This window comes from Streptomyces spectabilis, from assembly GCF_008704795.1.
GTDB classification, from domain to species: domain Bacteria; phylum Actinomycetota; class Actinomycetes; order Streptomycetales; family Streptomycetaceae; genus Streptomyces; species Streptomyces spectabilis.
Genome location: NZ_CP023690.1, coordinates 8,175,866 through 8,192,390, shown reverse-complemented (window position 1 = coordinate 8,192,390; position 16,525 = coordinate 8,175,866). Strand labels below are relative to the sequence as shown.

The 16,525-nt window shown below is 70.7% G+C and carries 13 protein-coding genes; 3 read left to right on the top strand and 10 right to left on the bottom strand.

What is annotated here, in order from left to right:
- Nucleotides 1-78: 78 nt before the first annotated feature.
- The 3 genes from CP982_RS35040 to CP982_RS35030 form a co-directional block, all read right to left on the bottom strand.
- Nucleotides 79-2,274 carry an MMPL family transporter gene (locus tag CP982_RS35040; RefSeq protein ID WP_229879670.1) on the bottom strand — a complete coding sequence of 732 codons (2,196 nt, stop codon included), beginning with the start codon at nucleotides 2,272-2,274 and terminating at the stop codon, nucleotides 79-81.
- Between the two features lie 68 nt (nucleotides 2,275-2,342).
- Nucleotides 2,343-3,923 carry a PH domain-containing protein gene (locus CP982_RS35035; RefSeq protein ID WP_150514134.1) on the bottom strand — a complete coding sequence of 527 codons (1,581 nt, stop codon included), beginning with the start codon at nucleotides 3,921-3,923 and terminating at the stop codon, nucleotides 2,343-2,345.
- Nucleotides 3,920-4,450 (bottom strand): PH domain-containing protein, encoded by a 531-nt coding sequence (locus CP982_RS35030; RefSeq protein WP_150514133.1) that lies wholly within the window; start codon nucleotides 4,448-4,450, stop codon nucleotides 3,920-3,922. Before CP982_RS35030 ends, CP982_RS35035 begins: the two co-directional genes overlap by 4 nt.
- Before the next feature lie 196 nt (nucleotides 4,451-4,646).
- Here CP982_RS35030 and CP982_RS43020 point away from each other — a divergent pair, with 196 nt between their 5' ends.
- On the top strand, nucleotides 4,647-5,927 hold the full coding sequence (locus CP982_RS43020) for a sensor histidine kinase (protein ID WP_170316553.1): 1,281 nt from the start codon (nucleotides 4,647-4,649) through the stop codon (nucleotides 5,925-5,927).
- Nucleotides 5,928-6,200: 273 nt separating this feature from the next.
- Here the strand turns inward: CP982_RS43020 and CP982_RS35020 are convergent, their stop codons facing one another.
- Together CP982_RS35020 and CP982_RS43015 are read right to left on the bottom strand one after the other, a co-directional pair.
- A complete protein-coding gene (locus CP982_RS35020) occupies nucleotides 6,201-6,863 on the bottom strand; it encodes a response regulator transcription factor (RefSeq protein WP_030689541.1) in 663 nt (220 codons plus the stop codon).
- 9 nt (nucleotides 6,864-6,872) lie between these two features.
- Complete coding sequence (locus CP982_RS43015) at nucleotides 6,873-8,069, bottom strand: sensor histidine kinase (RefSeq protein ID WP_170316552.1); 1,197 nt, start codon at nucleotides 8,067-8,069, stop codon at nucleotides 6,873-6,875.
- A 422-nt stretch (nucleotides 8,070-8,491) separates the two neighbouring features.
- Here CP982_RS43015 and CP982_RS41940 point away from each other — a divergent pair, with 422 nt between their 5' ends.
- Complete coding sequence (locus CP982_RS41940; RefSeq protein WP_170316551.1) at nucleotides 8,492-8,692, top strand: hypothetical protein; 201 nt, start codon at nucleotides 8,492-8,494, stop codon at nucleotides 8,690-8,692.
- A 126-nt stretch (nucleotides 8,693-8,818) separates the two neighbouring features.
- On the opposite strand, the gene CP982_RS35010 is transcribed toward CP982_RS41940, so the two are convergent.
- The 5 genes from CP982_RS35010 to CP982_RS34990 all read right to left on the bottom strand — a co-directional run bounded on the left by CP982_RS35010 (nucleotide 8,819) and on the right by CP982_RS34990 (nucleotide 14,627).
- On the bottom strand, nucleotides 8,819-9,565 hold the full coding sequence (locus CP982_RS35010) for a thioesterase II family protein (protein ID WP_150514130.1): 747 nt from the start codon (nucleotides 9,563-9,565) through the stop codon (nucleotides 8,819-8,821).
- A 139-nt stretch (nucleotides 9,566-9,704) separates the two neighbouring features.
- Nucleotides 9,705-10,823, bottom strand: coding sequence for an agmatinase (gene speB / locus CP982_RS35005; RefSeq protein ID WP_144322087.1), 1,119 nt, complete (start codon nucleotides 10,821-10,823; stop codon nucleotides 9,705-9,707).
- A gap of 80 nt (nucleotides 10,824-10,903) precedes the next feature.
- The gene (locus CP982_RS35000) at nucleotides 10,904-12,175 is read right to left on the bottom strand and encodes a cytochrome P450 (RefSeq protein ID WP_150514129.1); all 1,272 of its coding nucleotides are present in this window, start codon (nucleotides 12,173-12,175) and stop codon (nucleotides 10,904-10,906) included.
- Entirely contained in the window at nucleotides 12,175-13,125 is a 951-nt protein-coding gene (locus CP982_RS34995; RefSeq protein ID WP_150514128.1) for an ACP S-malonyltransferase, read from the bottom strand. The genes CP982_RS35000 and CP982_RS34995 overlap by 1 nt, the downstream gene beginning before the upstream one ends.
- A gap of 62 nt (nucleotides 13,126-13,187) precedes the next feature.
- Nucleotides 13,188-14,627: a class I adenylate-forming enzyme family protein gene (locus tag CP982_RS34990; protein WP_150514127.1), complete on the bottom strand. Its 1,440-nt coding sequence runs from the start codon at nucleotides 14,625-14,627 to the stop codon at nucleotides 13,188-13,190.
- A gap of 398 nt (nucleotides 14,628-15,025) precedes the next feature.
- On the opposite strand from CP982_RS34990, the gene CP982_RS34985 reads away from it, so the two are divergent.
- Entirely contained in the window at nucleotides 15,026-16,492 is a 1,467-nt protein-coding gene (locus CP982_RS34985; protein WP_150514126.1) for an ArnT family glycosyltransferase, read from the top strand.
- The last annotated feature ends 33 nt before the right edge of the window (nucleotides 16,493-16,525 follow it).

Here is a 16,525-nt window from a genome sequence, read left to right as displayed (position 1 = left end):
ATCCCCCACTTCGATCCCCCACGGAAATCGCGCCCCACCGCTGCGGCGGTGGGGCGCGATTTCCGTGGGGCGTACCGGTCAGTCGCGCCGACCGCCCTGGGGCGGGTACTGCGCGTACGGCGAACCGCTCTGCGCGGGCACCGGCCGCTGGTAGCCGTCGTGCGGCGGCACGCCCCGGTTCGGGGCGTCCGGTGTGATCCGGCGCGGCCACCACGCGGCCCGGCCGAACAGGGCGGTGAGGGCGGGAGTGAAGAACATCGCCATCACGAAGGCCGAGATCATGATGCCGAAGGCGACGGCGAACCCGATCTGGGCGAGCGAGACGTCGCTGGCGAGCAGCATCGAGGCGAACGTGCCCGCGAGGATCACACCGGCGGCGGCCACCGTCGGACCCGCGTGCTGGATGCTCTTGGCGGTGGCCTCCCGCGGGCCGAGCCCTTCCTTCGCCTCTTCCCGCAGGCGCGCGACCATCAGGATGTTGTAGTCGGTGCCGATGGCGACCACGAACAAGTACATGATGACCGGCAGGAAGAAGGTCAGGCCCGACTGGCCCTCGATCTGCTGGAAGAGGATCACGCTCGCGCCGAGCGTGGCGCCGAAGCCGAGCGCGACCGAGACCATCAGATAGACGGGCGCGACGACGCTGCGCAGCAGCAGGCCGAGGATGAGCATGATGAGCGCGGCCGCCGTCGGGAAGACCACGGAGAAGTCCCGGTTGACGGCCTTGTTGATGTCGACGAACACCGAGGTGACGCCGCCCACCTTGGTCTCCGTGCCGGGCGGGGCCTGCTCGTGGGCCGTGGTGCGCAGCGGGCCGCGCACGATGTCCATGGCCTCGCGGCCGTTGGGGTCCATCGTCAGGACGGCGTTGAACTCGGCGGTCCTGCCGTCCTTGCTGAGCTGGGCGCGGGAGGCGTCACCGACGCCCTTGACCTGCTTGAGCTCGGCGACGAAGGCCTTCATGTCGGCCTCGTGGAGCTTCTCGCCGTTCGTGGAGCGCATCAGGACGGTGCTGGGGTTGGTGCTGCCCGCGGGCAGGTCCTGGCTCATGGCGTGCAGGGCGACCTGCGACTCCTTCTTGGAGTTCTCGTCCTCCTGGCTGGCGAACGTCGGCTTGTAGCCGAGGGCGCCGAGGGCGAGGACGATCATGAGGAGCCCGGAGCCGACCACGAACCGGCCGGGGTGGCGGGCCACGGACCGGCCGAGGGCGCCGAACCGGGCCGCGCGCGGCTCCCGCTGCCAGGACTTGGACGGCCAGAACACCTTGGTGCCCATGAGGGAGATGATCGCCGGGATCAGCGTGAGACAGGCGATCAGGGTCACGCCGATGGCGATGGCGAGCGCCGGGCCCATCGAGACGAGGAAGCTGAGCGAGGAGAGCAGCAGCGCGAGGAAGCAGACGATGACGGCTCCGGCGGCCGACGCGATGGCCTCGCCGACGCGGCCGACGGCCGAGACCATGGCGGTCTTCGGGTCCTCGCCGAGCCGCAGCCGCTCCCGGTAGCGGAACATCAGGAAGAGGATGTAGTCGGTGCCGACGCCGAAGAGCACCACGATCAGCAGTGACGACACCGAACTGTCGGCCTTGAGGTGGAACACCTTGGCGCAGGTGGCGATCAGGCCGTTGGCGATCTGCGAGACCAGCGTGATCCCGACGATGGTGAGGACGGTGATCGTCGGGCTGCGGAAGATGATCGTCATCAGGACGATGATCAGGCCGATGGTGCCGAGGAAGATCAGCGAGTCGGCTTCCTTGGAGGCTTCCTCGTTGTCCAGCTGGGTGGCCGCGTCACCGGTGACGCCCGCCTTCAGTCCCGAGTCGGCGACCAGCGGCTCCAGATCGTCCCGCATGTCCTCGACCGCGTGCTGCTGGCCCTTGTCACCCGCCTTCACGTCGGCCATCGACACCATCACCGTCTGCACCTTCTTGTGCGGCGACGGCGGCGCGGTGATGACCTGCTCCACCTTCTCGTACTTCTTGGCCTTCAGCGCCTTGCCGACCTTGTCGACCTTCGCGGAGTCGGCGGCGTTCAGGGCCTTGCCGTCCTCGCGCGTGAACACCACGATCGCCGAAGGGCTGAAGCCCTTGGGGAACGCCTTCTCCTGGATCTTCTGGGCCTGGATGGACTCGTAGTGCTTGGGAAGGAACTCTGCTTGGTCGGTTGTGGTGGTCAGCGACGGCGCGAAGCCGATCACGGCCGCCCCGGCGATGAGCCAGGTGATGATCACCAGCCACCGGTGGCCGACGACGAAACGTCCTAGGGCTTTGAACACGGTTCCTTCCTCCACTCCGGATCCGCTCCGGAGTACTCGGTCTTCTGCTCTTTCGACGGGCTTGGGAGTTACTCGGCGGGCGACGGCTCGGGGGCGCGGAACGGTGCGACGAGGCCGGGCAGCGCCGCCTCCGCGAAGCGCAGCCCTTCGGCGACGTCCACGTCGCGGATCCGGACGGCGCCCTTCCCGGCGGCCGTCGTGGCGGTCAGCGTGAACAGTCCGGCTCTGCGCTGGGCGTACGACTGTCTGCCGGTGAAGCCGACGATCGCGCCGCGTCGCAGCGCCACCGTGCGGCGCACGAACGTGCCGTGCCGTACGACGATGTAGTCGCCGCTGAGCGCGTGGCCGAGGCCGCGGTAGGCGTCCCGGGCAAGCGCGTAGCCGCAGCCCGCGGTGAACGGCGCGGCCGCCGCGGCGGTCCACCACGGCAGGAGCCCGGCCGCCGCCCCGGCCCCGGTGAGCGCGGCCGCCGCGGCCGGGGCCAGCAGACAGCCGCGCACCAGGCGGCGGCGCAGCGCGGCCCGGGGGTGACCGCGCAGCGCCACGCGTTCGATCGGCGACGACGCCTCGTTCAGGACGTCGGCCGTCACCCGGTGCGCGGCGTTCAGGGGCGCGGGCGGCAGGAGCTGCGCCGGGTGCGAGAAGCGGCCCGCGGCTCCGCCGAGGCCCGTGGCCAGGAGGGTGAGCCGGGCGGCGGCGACCGCGCGCAGCGGCAGCGGCCGGCTCAGCTCGACGCCGCAGACGCGCCGTTCGGCCACGGACACCGAACGGGAGGTGAGCAGGCCGCGCGTGAGGTGCAGGGCGCCTTCCGGCTCCCGCTCGATGCGGTGCCCGTACCAGGCCTCGGCGAAGGACACGAGGGAGCCCGCGACCCCGATGGCGAGGAGCACGGCCGCCACGGCGGCGACGGCCACCGCGATCGGCAGCGCGTCGAGACGGTCCCATGCGTCCCGCGCGACGCGGCTTTCGGTGAGGTCGAGCCCGAGGGTGTCCAGGAGCTTGGAACCGCCGGTGACCACGGCCAGGACGCCGGCCAGGCTGGTGACGGTCAGCGGCGCGTACCGGGCCCAGGACCAGCGAAGGCGTGCGAGCGGCACCGGCAGAGCGGGGGCCGCGTCGGCGCCGTCCGGCCCGCCGCGGTGCAGGAGCAGCGCCCGGAACCGCACCGCCTGGGCGCGCGAGATGCCGTCCAGGACCAGTTCGTCGTCCTCGCTCTTGCCGGTGCGCTCGCCCGTGCCGACCTTGACGGCCGCCAGGCCGAAGAGCCGGTGTACGGGGTTGGCCGTGAGGTCGGCGCTGCGGACGCGGTCGCGCGGTATCGACTTGTCGGTACGGAACAGCAGGCCGGAGCGCAGCTCCAGCTCGCCGTCGGTGATCCGGAAGCGGGTGGTGCGGTAGCGCACCCACTCGTGCCCGGCCTGCACGGCGGCCACCACGATGTAGGAGCCGAGCACGATCCAGCCGTGGGTGTTGAGCAGGTCACGGGCCAGGAACATGGTGGCGAGCAGGGCGGCGGCCGGGCCCGCGAGCCAGCTGACGCTCACGACGACCATGCGCGGGTGCAGCCGCTGCCAGGGCTCCCCGGCCACGGGGGGCGCGGGGGCGCGGGGCGGGCTCGGCACGTCGGGGCCCTTCGTCGCCGTCGTCACGTGCCGTCCTCGCGCAGGGCGCGGACGCGCTCGGTGAGGTCGCGGACCATCTCGGTCGCGAGCGTGTCGTCCAGGCCCGCGATGGTGACCGGGCCCGCCGCCGACGCGGTCGTCACGGTCACCGCGGACAGGCCGAACAGCTGCATGAGCGGGCCCCGCTTGGTGTCCAGGGTCTGGATGCGGGTGAACGGCACGACGCGCCACTCCCGGACGAACCAGCCCGAGACGGCGCACACCGCGGCGTCACCGGCCTCCCAGCGGTGCACGCGGTAGCGGTACCAGGGGGTGAGCAGCGCGTAGCCGACGCCGAGGGGGCACAGGACCGCGAAGACGGGCCACAGCCACGACGGCGCGTCGGGGAGCGGCGCCAGGGCCGCGAGGGCGGCGAGGACCGGCGCGACGACCAGCACGTTCTGCGTCGTCCACCAGTAGACGGCGCGGCGGTCCAGGCGCCGGGCAGGGCGCGGCGCGCCCAGCGCGTCCGGCACCGGCTCCGGCACCGGCCGCTGCCGCGTCTCGTGTGGCACTGCTCCTCCGCCCCTTCGGCCTGCTGCGTGACACCAGCCAAACAAGCGGGGCGGCGGAGCAGGCAGAGCGGTTCGTGTGCAGTGGAAGCGACCAAGGTTGCAACTTCGGCGGCGCGCTACCCACTTTCGTACGCTCCCCTGTGTCCTATGGACCACATGTGCGTGTGCGGCGCGGGGGCGCCGTTAGGGTGACCGCGTGATAGGGCCGATTCGATGGTTGGGCCGCAGCGCCGTTCAGGACACCATCCTCGTCGCCGCACTCATCGCACTCAACGTCTTCGTCGCCTTCTGGAGCGGCTTTCCCCGAGAGGATCACCCGCGGTTTGGGCCGTGGGCGGGGTTGGGGTTGCAGGTGGTTGTGGTGGTGGTGTTGGTGGTGCGGCGGGTGTGGCCGTTGTGGGTGTTGGGTGTGGCGACGGTGTCGGCGGTGTTGATGTCGTTGTCGGTGTGGTGGGTGCCGGGGTTGTTGGTGACGTCGGTGGATGGGTCGGGGGTGTGGGTGCCGTTGGCGGCGCCGTTTGCTGCGTATTCGGCGGTGGTGTATTCGTCGCGGCCGCGGGGTGCGTGGGTGTTGACGGGTGTGTTGACTGTGGTGGCGACGCGGTTGTGGGAGTTGTCGTTCGCGGTGGCGGCGTCGGGGGTGTTGTTGACGGCGGTGCCGGCGTTGTTGGGGATGTATGTGGCGGCGCGGCGGGGGTTGATCGCGGCGTTGACGGAGCGGGCGGAGCGGGCGGAGCGGGAGCAGTTTTTGTTGGCGGAGCGGGCGCGGGCGGAGGAGCGGGTGCGGCTTGCGGGGGAGATGCATGATGTGGTGACGCATCGGGTGTCGTTGATGGTGTTGCAGGCGGGGGCGTTGCGGGTGGTGTCGTCGGATGAGCGGGTGCGGGCGGAGGCGGAGGGGTTGCGGGCTGCGGGGTGTCAGGCGTTGGAGGAGCTGCGGGATTTGGTGGGGGTGTTGAGGTCGCCGGAGAGTGCGGCGGGTGTGGTGGGGGCGGTGGGTGATGGGGGTGGTGTGTCGGGTGGTGTGGGGGTGGGTGATTTGGGGTTGTCGGTGTTGGTGGAGGAGTCGCGGGCGGTGGGGGTTGAGGTGGAGTTGAGTGAGGTGGGGGATCGTTCGGTGTCGTCGCCGGTGGTGGCGCGGACGGCGTATCGGATTGTGCAGGAGGGGTTGACGAATGTGCGGAAACACGCGCCGGGGTGTGGGGTGTGGGTGGAGGTGCGGTATGAGGCGGACCGGGTGCGGTTGCGGGTGCGGAATACGGCGCCGACGGGGTTGGTGGACCGGGAGTTGGCGTCGAGTGGGTCGGGCAGTGGTTTGAAGGGGTTGCGGCAGCGGGTCGAGCTGGTGGGCGGCACGTTCGAGTTCGGGCCCCGCCCCGACGGCGGCTTCCACATCGAATCCGAGCTCCCGATCTACGTCCCCACGACGCGCAGCTGGATCCGCCCACGGCGCCCACGCGTACACGGGCAGGGCTGACCCGCACAGCAACCGCTCGATCGCCCCGGCTGACGGGGCCAGGACCTGTCTGCGACGGGGCCGGGCAGCGAGGGGCTGGGCCCGACGGCGGCGCCCACGCGCTCGGGCAAGCCCGACGAGAAACCCTCAGCCGTATAGCGGCCACCCGGCCGGGACCTCGGCCGCCCCGCCACAGAGCGACCCGAACAGCGACGGACGGGGCTCGACCGCTGCTCCCCCGCCGAAACCGCGCTGCCGGCCGGCCGGGCCCGTCGGGGCGGGCCGGCGATGCGGTCAGCGGCTGACGAGGCCCGCGTCGTAGGCGAGCAGGCCCGCCTGGGTCCTGTTGGTGCACTCCAGCTTGACGAGCATGCGGGAGACATAGCCCTTGACGGTCGCTTCGCTCAGGAACAGCTTCGTGGCGATCTGCGCGTTCGACAGGCCCTCGCCGAGGCAGGTGAGCACGTCCGTCTCGCGCTCGGTGAGCTTGCCGACGAGGGCCTTGGCCCGCTCGCGCGCCGCGTCCTCGTCGGACGAGGCGGCCACGATGCGGCGCATCGCCACGGGCGAGAGCACCGTGTGCCCGTCGGCGGCCACCCGGACCAGGCCGATCAGATCCTCGGGCGGCGTCGACTTCACCAGAAATCCACTGGCGCCGCTGCGCAGTGCCCGCATCACATACTGATCGGCGTCAAAGGTGGTGAGCGCCACCACTTTCGGCGGCTGGTCCAGTTTCATGATGCATTCGATGGCGGTGAGGCCATCCACACCCGGCATCCGCAAATCCATGAGGACGAGATCGGGGCGATGCCGCATCACGGCCTCCACCGCCGCGGCTCCGTCGTGGGCGGCGTCGACGACGTCAATATCCTCGGCCGAACCCAGAATCGTTCTCAAATGTGCGCAGACCATGGGTTCGTCATCGACGACCAGCACCTTTACGACTTCATGCCCCATGCGGACAGTCTATCCATGGCTCGCTTCCAGAGGCAGTACGGATTCGATGTGGAAGCCGCCGTCGGGGCGGGGCCCGAACTCGAACGTGCCGCCCACCAGCTCGACCCGCTGCCGCAACCCCTTCAAACCACTGCCCGACCCACTCGACGCCAACTCCCGGTCCACCAACCCCGTCGGCGCCGTATTCCGCACCCGCAACCGCACCCGGTCCGCCTCATACCGCACCTCCACCCACACCCCACACCCCGGCGCGTGTTTCCGCACATTCGTCAACCCCTCCTGCACAATCCGATACGCCGTCCGCGCCACCACCGGCGACGACACCGAACGATCCCCCACCTCACTCAACTCCACCTCAACCCCCACCGCCCGCGACTCCTCCACCAACACCGACAACCCCAAATCACCCACCCCCACACCACCCGACACACCACCCCCATCACCCACCGCCCCCACCACACCCGCCGCACTCTCCGGCGACCTCAACACCCCCACCAAATCCCGCAGCTCCTCCAACGCCTGACACCCCGCAGCCCGCAACCCCTCCGCCTCCGCCCGCACCCGCTCATCCGACGACACCACCCGCAACGCCCCCGCCTGCAACACCATCAACGACACCCGATGCGTCACCACATCATGCATCTCCCCCGCAAGCCGCACCCGCTCCTCCGCCCGCGCCCGCTCCGCCAACAAAAACTGCTCCCGCTCCGCCCGCTCCGCCCGCTCCGTCAACGCCGCGATCAACCCCCGCCGCGCCGCCACATACATCCCCAACAACGCCGGCACCGCCGTCAACAACACCCCCGACGCCGCCACCGCGAACGACAACTCCCACAACCGCGTCGCCACCACAGTCAACACACCCGTCAACACCCACGCACCCCGCGGCCGCGACGAATACACCACCGCCGAATACGCAGCAAACGGCGCCGCCAACGGCACCCACACCCCCGACCCATCCACCGACGTCACCAACAACCCCGGCACCCACCACACCGACAACGACATCAACACCGCCGACACCGTCGCCACACCCAACACCCACAACGGCCACACCCGCCGCACCACCAACACCACCACCACAACCACCTGCAACCCCAACCCCGCCCACGGCCCAAACCGCGGATGGCCGTTGTCCACATTGCCGATGGCGACCAGAACGTTGGCCACGATCAGGGCGGTGAGAAGAAGGAGGTCGGACGCCACGGGACGGAACGTCCTGGTCCGCTGTGATCCGGCCGTCTTGACGTGCGGCACGACAAGCCCACCCCCGTACATGTCGGCTTCGCGCTGTGTGGGTCGTGGAGAGCTTAATGCGTGCTGCCTGCAGACCGCATCCACCGCCCTGACCTGCGGCTTTGACGCCTTCTTAACGTCTTTGGGGGCTTCCGCACGGTACGCGCGCCGACAGCACCGTGCACCCCGGGCCCGGAGCACGCCAGGTCCACGAGAGGGGGAACGCGTCATCCGGTCACAACTTTCGTCGGTAGCGGTACCAACGTTTCCCCCTGCCCCGCCGGATGCCCGGAGCGATTGAATAAGTGTTGTCGGCGAGCCGGTGGGAACACCGGGAAGCGGAACGAGAAGCACGAGAGTGCTCACCCCGTACAGAACATTTGAGGAGCGGCATGCTGTGGGTCGGCATCGTCCTGGCGGTTCAGGGAATCGGTTCATTCCTGACTGAGCGCATCTGGGACACAAAATTCGGTGTCACGGCATTGCTGCCGGAAGACACTCCCTCATGGGTGAGCCTGGCGATCGGAATTGTCGGCCTGCTCATCCTCGCGTTCTGCGTGAGTTCACGATCCCGCAAGTCCGTGCACAGCTGAATTCCATAGACTCCCGGTGGCCGGTTCTCCCCCGTAACTGGCCACCGGGTCATTCTTGGCCGCTCACGAATCGGCGGGGCGGTCACCACGTCAAGTCCTGTGGTGACCGCCCCGCCGATTGCCGTGCTACGACGTGAGGTGCTCCTTCAGGACGGCGATCACGTCCTGGGCGTGGTCAGTGAGGTAGAAGTGGCCGCCGGGGAACACCTTCATGTCGAAGGAGCCCAGGGTGTGCGGCTCCCACGCGCGCGCCTCGTCGAGGGTGGTGCGCGGATCGTCGTCCCCGACGAGGACGGTGATGGGGCTGCCGATCTGCGCGCCGGCCTCGGGGCGGTAGGTCTCGATGGCGGTGTAGTCGCTGCGGATCGCCGGCAGGACCATGCGCAGCAGCTCCTCGTCGCCGAGCACCCGCGGGTCCGTGCCGCTGAGCTTGCGCATTTCGGCGATGATGCCGCCGTCGTCGCGCTGGTGGACGTTCTCGGGCCGGAACCGGGAGGGCGCGCGGCGGCCGGAGGCGAAGACGTGCACGGGCGCCTGCCCGTCCTTCTCCAGGCGCCGGGCCACCTCGAAGGCGAGGACGGCGCCCATGCTGTGCCCGAAGAAGGTCAGCGGCAGCGTCGTGTGGCCGCGCAGCGCTTCGGCGATCCGGTCAGCCATCTCGCCTATGGTCTCGATGCCCCGCTCCGTGTGGCGGTCCTGGCGCCCCGGGTACTGCAGCGCGATCACGTCGGCGACCTCGCTCAGGGCGGCCGACACCGGGAAGTAGAAGCTGGCGGAGCCGCCCGCGTGCGGGAAGCAGACAAGACGGCGGCGTGCGGCGGGAGCGGGGTGGTAGCTGCGGACCCACAGGTCGGCGGAGGCGGCTGTCGTCATGACGGTTTCCATCCAAGGTGGTCGGTGGCGTCGGTACGGGTCGAAAGGGCGGCGAACAGACCGAAGGCGGGCCTCAGCCCGCCTCCGACGGCGTGCGCACAGGCGATTCCGTACGCACGGGAACAGCATGCACCCCAACTCACTTGAGCGGGAAGCGGACTTCTCCGGCCACGATCGGGTTCGCGTAGTTCTTGCTGGAGATCTTGATGCGGTTCAGGGCGAGGCCTGTCAGCGCCTCGAAGACGGCCCTGCGGGCGTTCATGGCGGTGGAGTAGCCCGCGTCCAGGTGCGGGGCGACCTCGACCACGTCCATGCCGACCAGGTTCGTCTCGTGCGCGATGCGGCGCAGCGCGGTGAACAGCTCGCGGGTGGTGAGCCCGGCGGGCTCGGGGGTGCCGGTGCCGGGCGCGAAGGCCGGGTCCAGGACGTCGATGTCGAGGGACAGGTACACGTGGTCGGCGACCGCGCGGGCCTCCTCGATGACCTTGTCGATGACCGCGGCGAAGCCGATCCGCTCGATCTCGGCCATGAAGTGCGAGCGCATCCCGGCCCGGCGCATCCAGTTGAACAGCTGGTCGTCGGGGCCCGAGATGGTGCGGATGCCGACCTGGATGACGTTCGGGCCCGGCACCATCTCCTCGTCGATGAGGCGCCGGATGGGCGTGGTGTGGGTGGCGCGGTGCCCGAACAGCTCCTCGTGGCAGTCCGGGTGCGCGTCGAAGTGGATGACGGCGATGGAGCCGCGCCCGTGCACCTCCGACAGGGCGCCCACGCTCGGCCACAGCAGCGAGTGGTCGCCGCCGAGGACGACGGGCCGGGCCCCGACCTCGGCGATCTCGCGTACGAGGCCGCGGATGGGCTCCATGGAACGGCTGATGTCGAAGGGGTCGACGGCCGCGTCGCCGTAGTCGACGACCTTCAGGATGTTGAACGGGTTGACCCGGGTCGCGGAGTGCACGAACCCCTCGGGGGTGGCGTACAGATAGCGCTCGTCGGCGCGGATGGCACGCGGACCGTAGGCGGCGCCGCGGTGCCCGCTGGACACGTCCACGGGGCAGCCGACCACGGCCACGTCCACCTCGCCCGCCCGCAGGTCCTCCTGGGTGAGGGCGAGGGGGACGCCCATGAAGGTGGGCACGCCCGAGTAGGACGGCTGGACGTAGTAGCGGCGCAGGTCGATGGGGCCGGGCTCGCGCCGCGGGAAGGTGGAGCGATCGACCTCCCGCCGCCAGGCCTCGGACTCGGGTGTCTCGCTCATCTCTCTCCTCGGATACGGGGGTGGTACGCGACGGCGCCGCGCCCCGACGGGGGGGCGCGGGCCGCCGAGGGGGCGCGGTGCTATCGGGCCGTGCCGCTGACGGGCAGCCGGGTGCAGCCGCTGATCACGGGCGAGCTGCGGCGCTGGACGCGGCCGGCGACGCGCAGCTCGGGCAGGCGTTCCACCAGGACGCGCAGCGCCGTCTCGCCCTCCATACGGGCCAGCGGGGCGCCGATGCAGTAGTGGATGCCGCCGGAGAACGACAGGTGCTCGGCGGGGTTCTCGCGGGTGAGGTCGAAGCGGTCCGGCTCGTCGTACGCCGCGGGGTCGCGGTTGGCGGCGCCGATGAGGACGACGACGGAGCTGTCGGCCCGGATGTGGTGGCCCGCGAGGGCGATGTCCTGGTGCGGGACGCGCTGGGCCTGGAGGGCGGGCGAGTCGTAGCGCAGGGTCTCCTCGACGGCGCGCGGCGCGAGGTCCGGGTCGTCCTTGAGGAGGTTCCACTGGGCGCGGTCGCCGGTCAGCGCGAGGACGGCGTTGCCGATGAGGTTGGTGGTGGTCTCGAAGCCGGTGACGGCGAGGACGGTGCAGAAGGCGAGGAGTTCCTCGGTGGTGAGCTTGCCGTCGCCGTGGGCCGTGGTGAGACGGCTGATGAGGTCGTCGCCGGGGTCCTTCGCGCGCAGCTCGATCAGTTCGCTGAAGACCTGGTCGAGGTCGTCGACGGCGGCGCGGAACTCCCGTGCCATCTTCAGGGACTTGACGCCGTCGATGACGGGGCCGACCTTGCGTCCGGCCCGGACGAACCGCTCGTGGTACTGCTCGGGCACGCCGAGCAGCTCGCCGATCACGAGCAGCGGCAGGGGCCCGGCGAAGTCCTCGATGAGGTCGAAGCCGTCGCGTCCGGCGGCCTCGTCGAGCAGGCCGTGGCAGAGCTTCTCCACCTGGATCCGGTACTTGCTGATCATCTTGGGTCCGAAGGCGGGCTGGGCGAGCCTGCGGAGCCGGGTGTGGTCGGGCGGGTCGAGGCCGAGGATGGAGCTGTTCCAGGGGATGTCGGCCATCATCTCGTGCCCGGGTACGCCGCCTTCCTCACGGTTCAGGAACAGCGTGCGGTCGCGCAGGATCCTGCTGCCGAGCTCATGGCTGCCGGTGACCCAACTGCCCAGGTGGCTGCGGTGGATGGGGCCGCGCCGGCGGACCTTCGCATAGAGCGGGTACGGGTCCTCCTTGCCCTGGAGCAGATGGGTGAAGGGGTCGCCGAAGAGTCCGAAGGCGCGCAGGATCGCGCGGGTCACGCCGAGCTTGGCGCTGAACTTGAACCCGGCCGACTTGCTGTCCATGAGCGTGGTCATCACTGCTCCTTGCGCGGGGCGGTCCGGGTGGGCCTGAGGGCCTGCTCGGGGCCGAGGGCCACCACGTCGAAGTGGCGGGTGGTGACGTCGAGCCGGTGGATGAGCCGGTCGGGCCCGGTGACGCTGACCGCTCCCACGCCCTGGGCGCGCAGGGTGTCCACGACGGGGTGCCAGCGGACCGGGTGGTCGAAGGTGTCGAGGAGCAGGGTGCGCATCTGCTCGGCGCTCGTCACCAGGGAGCCGTCGTGGTCGGCGACCACCGGGAGCGAGGGGTCGGCGAGGTCGAACCTGGCGAGGACCTCCTCCTCGACGCGGGCGCGCAGACCCGTCAGGATCCGGCAGTGCGCGGGCGGCTTCATCGAGTACAGGGAGTAGCCGCCGACGGCGCTGATGCGCCGCTGGAAGGATTCGAGGATCTGCTCGCGCATGGTGACCATGTGCATGCCCTCGTCGAGATGGCCGGAGACCTCGTGGAACTCGCCGCGCTCGGTCAGCTCGCCGAGGACCTCGGCGAGCGCCGCCTCCGGCACGCGGGTGAGGGTGAGGGTCACCAGGTCCTGGTGCTCCTGCTCGAAGAACCGCTGCTCGCACAGGGCGAGTTCATAGGTCAGGCGGGTGGCTTCGGCGAACGGCAGGGCACCGCTGAACGCCGTCGCGGCCTTCTGGCCGAAGCTGAAGCCGACGCAGAGGTCAGGGCTGAGGCCCTGGGTCTCGACGGCCCGGTCCGCGAGGGCCACCGAGTTGATGAAGAAGGCGACCTGGGCGAACTCCCCGAAGTCCACCGCCTGGGTGCGGAAGCCGTCGAGGACCGACCGGCCGAGCGCCTCGTCGGCGGCGGCGAGGCGCCCCCGCACGAAGGGGTCGATCATCATGAACTTGCCCACGTCGGTGAAGCGCGAGGGCCCCATGCCCGGAAACACCACGGCGCTGCGTGCCTGGTCGGTCGTCATCGTGTCCGCTCTGTCTGTCTGTGCTGGTCGTGCGGTCTGTACGGGTGCCGGGCCTGGGCGGCTCAGCCGGAGGAGGCGGCGAGTTCCGCCGTGGCCCGCTCGGCCGCCCGCTGTTCGAGGGCCCGCCGGTCGGGCTTGCCGTTGCGGTTGAGCGGGAAGCTGTCGATGACGACGACCCTGTTGGGGTGTTCGTACGACGGCAGCGCGTCCTTGATGCGGCTCCGCCACTCGGCGACGTCCCGGCCCGTGGGGTCCTCGACGAAGAAGACCAGCTCGGCGCCGCGCGCGTCGTCCGGCAGGGCGATCACCTTGACTGTGCAGCCCGCGGCGGCGGCCCTCCGCTCGATGATCTCCGGGTAGAGCGTGTACCCCATGCGGTGCACGGCGAGTTTGCGGCCCGCCACGAACACGTTGCCGCCCTCGTCGAGGTGGCCGAGGTCTCCGGTGCGGTACCAGCCCTGGGCGACGGGGGCGAGGGTGCCGTCCTCGGCGAGGTAACCGGCCATCATGTCCGGGGTGTTGACGACGAGCTCGCCCATCTCCCCGGCGGCGAGGACGTTGCCCTCGTCGTCCTGGACGGTCAGCTCAAGGCCCTTCATGACCTGGCCGCAGGCGACGGGGTTGTCGGTGGTCGCGAAGGCGATGTTGCCCAGCTCGGTGCTGCCGTAGCTGTCGAGCAGCGGCCGGCCGAAGTCGTCGACGTACGCGTCGGAGAGCGCCGGGTCGAGCGGGGCGGCGCCGCTGCAGAACATCCGGACGCGGCCGAGGGCGGCGCGCACGTCGGCCTGGCGCCGGGCGAGGTTGAGCATGCTGCGGTAGGTGGCGGGGGTGGCGTCGACGACGGTCACCCCGCACTGGCCGCCCATGAGGAGCGACCGGTCGAGCCGCCGGTGCGGCGCGACGATGAGGGAGCACTCGGCGAGCCAGGCGATGAGCACCATCGACAGGCCGTACTGGTGCGCGAAGGGCAGCAGCGGCAGGAGGACGTCGCCGGGGCCGTGGCCCATGTGGTCGGCGTTGCGGCGCAGGTTCTCCAGGAACCGGCCGCCGTTCTTGACCACGCCCTTGGGGGTGCCGGTGGAGCCGGAGGACCACATGATCAGGCCGTCCGGCAGGGCGCACCACGCGTCGAAGTCGAGCGCCGGCTCGGTCGGGACCAGGCCCGAGGCCTCGACGAGGAGCTTGTACAGATAGACGGCGTCGCGCGTCTCGGCGGGCATGGGAGCGTCGTCGTCGTACAGGCACAGGCGGGCGCGCGTGCGCTCGACGATGCGCGCGGTCTCGCGGGCGTGCTCCTGCTGGTCGACGAGGACGACGGAGGCGCCGACGTGCATCAGCGCGAAGAACGCGTTCAGCCAGGCCGCCGAGTTGCCGGCCTTGAGCAGCACCCGGTCGCCCGGCCCGACGCCTTCCGCGCGCAGGACCATCGCGACCCGCAAGGTGTCCTGCTCGAATTCAGCGAAGGTACGCGCCGAATCTCCCGTGAAGATGTTCGGTGTCATCAAAGCCGCCCCCTTTCCCGGTTCTGAGATTTCCCGGTTCTGAGAATCAACGGGCACGAAAAGGTCGAGCAATTCTCCCGCCCCGGTCCAGTCGCCGGGGAGCTAGCGTAAAAGCTAGGCGGAACCCGGGCGCCAGAGAACCCCTATCCTCCCCCTAGCACCCCCTGAGCAGGCAACTTGCCGCTCACAGGGGCAAGCTGACGGGCCGTGCGAGCCGCTACCTTCGACCGTGTTTCAGGCCATCTACTTCATTAGCCGCGGAGGCCCCGGTGGGAGTTCGGACGAAGGCCGGTCAGGGACCGGTCGAGGACCAGGATAAAGAACGGCAGGAGACATCCGCGATCCTGCCGGAGGAAGAGGAAGGAAAGGAAGGGGCAGCGCGGCGGAATTCCGCGGGCGTGCCGGAGTTCGCCGGCCGCTGGGCGGGCGCGGTCGCGGGCGCGTCCGGGCTCGCTCTGCTGCTCGTCAGCACGCGGTACGGCTACCAGGGCGACGAGCTGTACTTCCTCGGCGCCGGGCAGCACCTGGACTGGGGGTACGCGGACCAGCCGGTGCTCCTGCCGCTGCTGGCGCGTGCCGTCGACGCGCTGTCCGGCGGCTCGTTGTTCGCGCTGCGGCTGCTGCCCGCGCTGCTCACCGTGGCGGGGGTGCTCGTCGCGGCCCTCATCGCGCGCGAGTTCGGCGGCGCCCGGCGGGCACAGCTGCTCACGGCGGCCGCCTACGGCTTCGCGCCCGCCGTCCTGATCAGCGGGCACGCCCTGTCGACGATGGCGGTCGACCTGTTCCTGTGGACGCTGGTGAACTGGCTCCTGGTCCGCTGGGTGCGCACCCGCGAGGACCGGCTGCTGCTGTGGGCGGGCCTGGCGACGGCGCTCGCGCTGCAGGGCAAGTATCTGATCGTCGGCTACTGGCTCGTCGTCGCGGTCGCCGTGTTCGCCGTCGGCCCGCGCGAGCTGCTGCGCCGCAAGGAGCTGTGGATCGGCGCGGCCGTCTCCGTCGTCACGTCGCTGCCGGGGCTCGTCTGGCAGGCGCGGCACGACTGGCCGCAGCTGGAGATGTCCCAGGTCCTCGCCGACGAGGGCATCCTGGGCGGCCGCGCGGGCTTCCTGCCGTATCTGGTGGTCCTGTCCGGCGGCGTGTTCACCGTCGTCCTGGGCTACGGCCTGGTGCGGCTCCTGCGCTCCCCCGAGCTCGCGCCGTACCGGTTCCTGGCCTGGACGTTCCTCGGTCTGACGGCCGTGTTCCTGGTGACCGGCGGCCGTCCCGCGTACGTGGTGGGCGCGTTCGCGCCGCTGTGGGCGGCGGGCGCGGTCGCGCTCGGCCGCGGCGAGGGCGCCCGCTGGTGGCGGTGGCTGGCCGCCTGGCCGGTAGTCGCGCTCACGGCCCTGGTGTGCGTGGCGCTGTCCCTTCCGGTGTATCCGGTGTCGCAGGTGACGAAGACCGAGCAGCCCGACAACAACCCGATGACCGCCGAGACGCTGCGCTGGCCGCACCTGATCGACGCCGTCGAGAAGGCGTACCGGACGCTGCCCGCCGACGGGCGCGAGCGGGCCGTCGTGGTCACGCAGTACTACGAGGAGGCGGGTGCCGTCGACCACCTGGGCGCCGGCCGCGGCCTGCCGTCCGCCTACAGCGGCCACCGCGGCTACTGGTACTTCGGCGCGCCCTCGGACTCCTCGGGCCCTGTCCTGTACGTGGGCTCGGACGTCGCGAAGCTCAAGCCGTACTTCAAGACGGTGAAGAAGGCCGCGAAGGCGGCGGGCGGCCCCGGCGAGAGCTTCGTCGACGGGGTTCCGGTGTGGGTGCTCGACGGCCGCACCAAGCCGTGGTCCGAGATCTGGAAGGACTACGGCCACCTGTCCTGACCGCGCCTGCGGCGCCTCTCACGCGGACGGCCC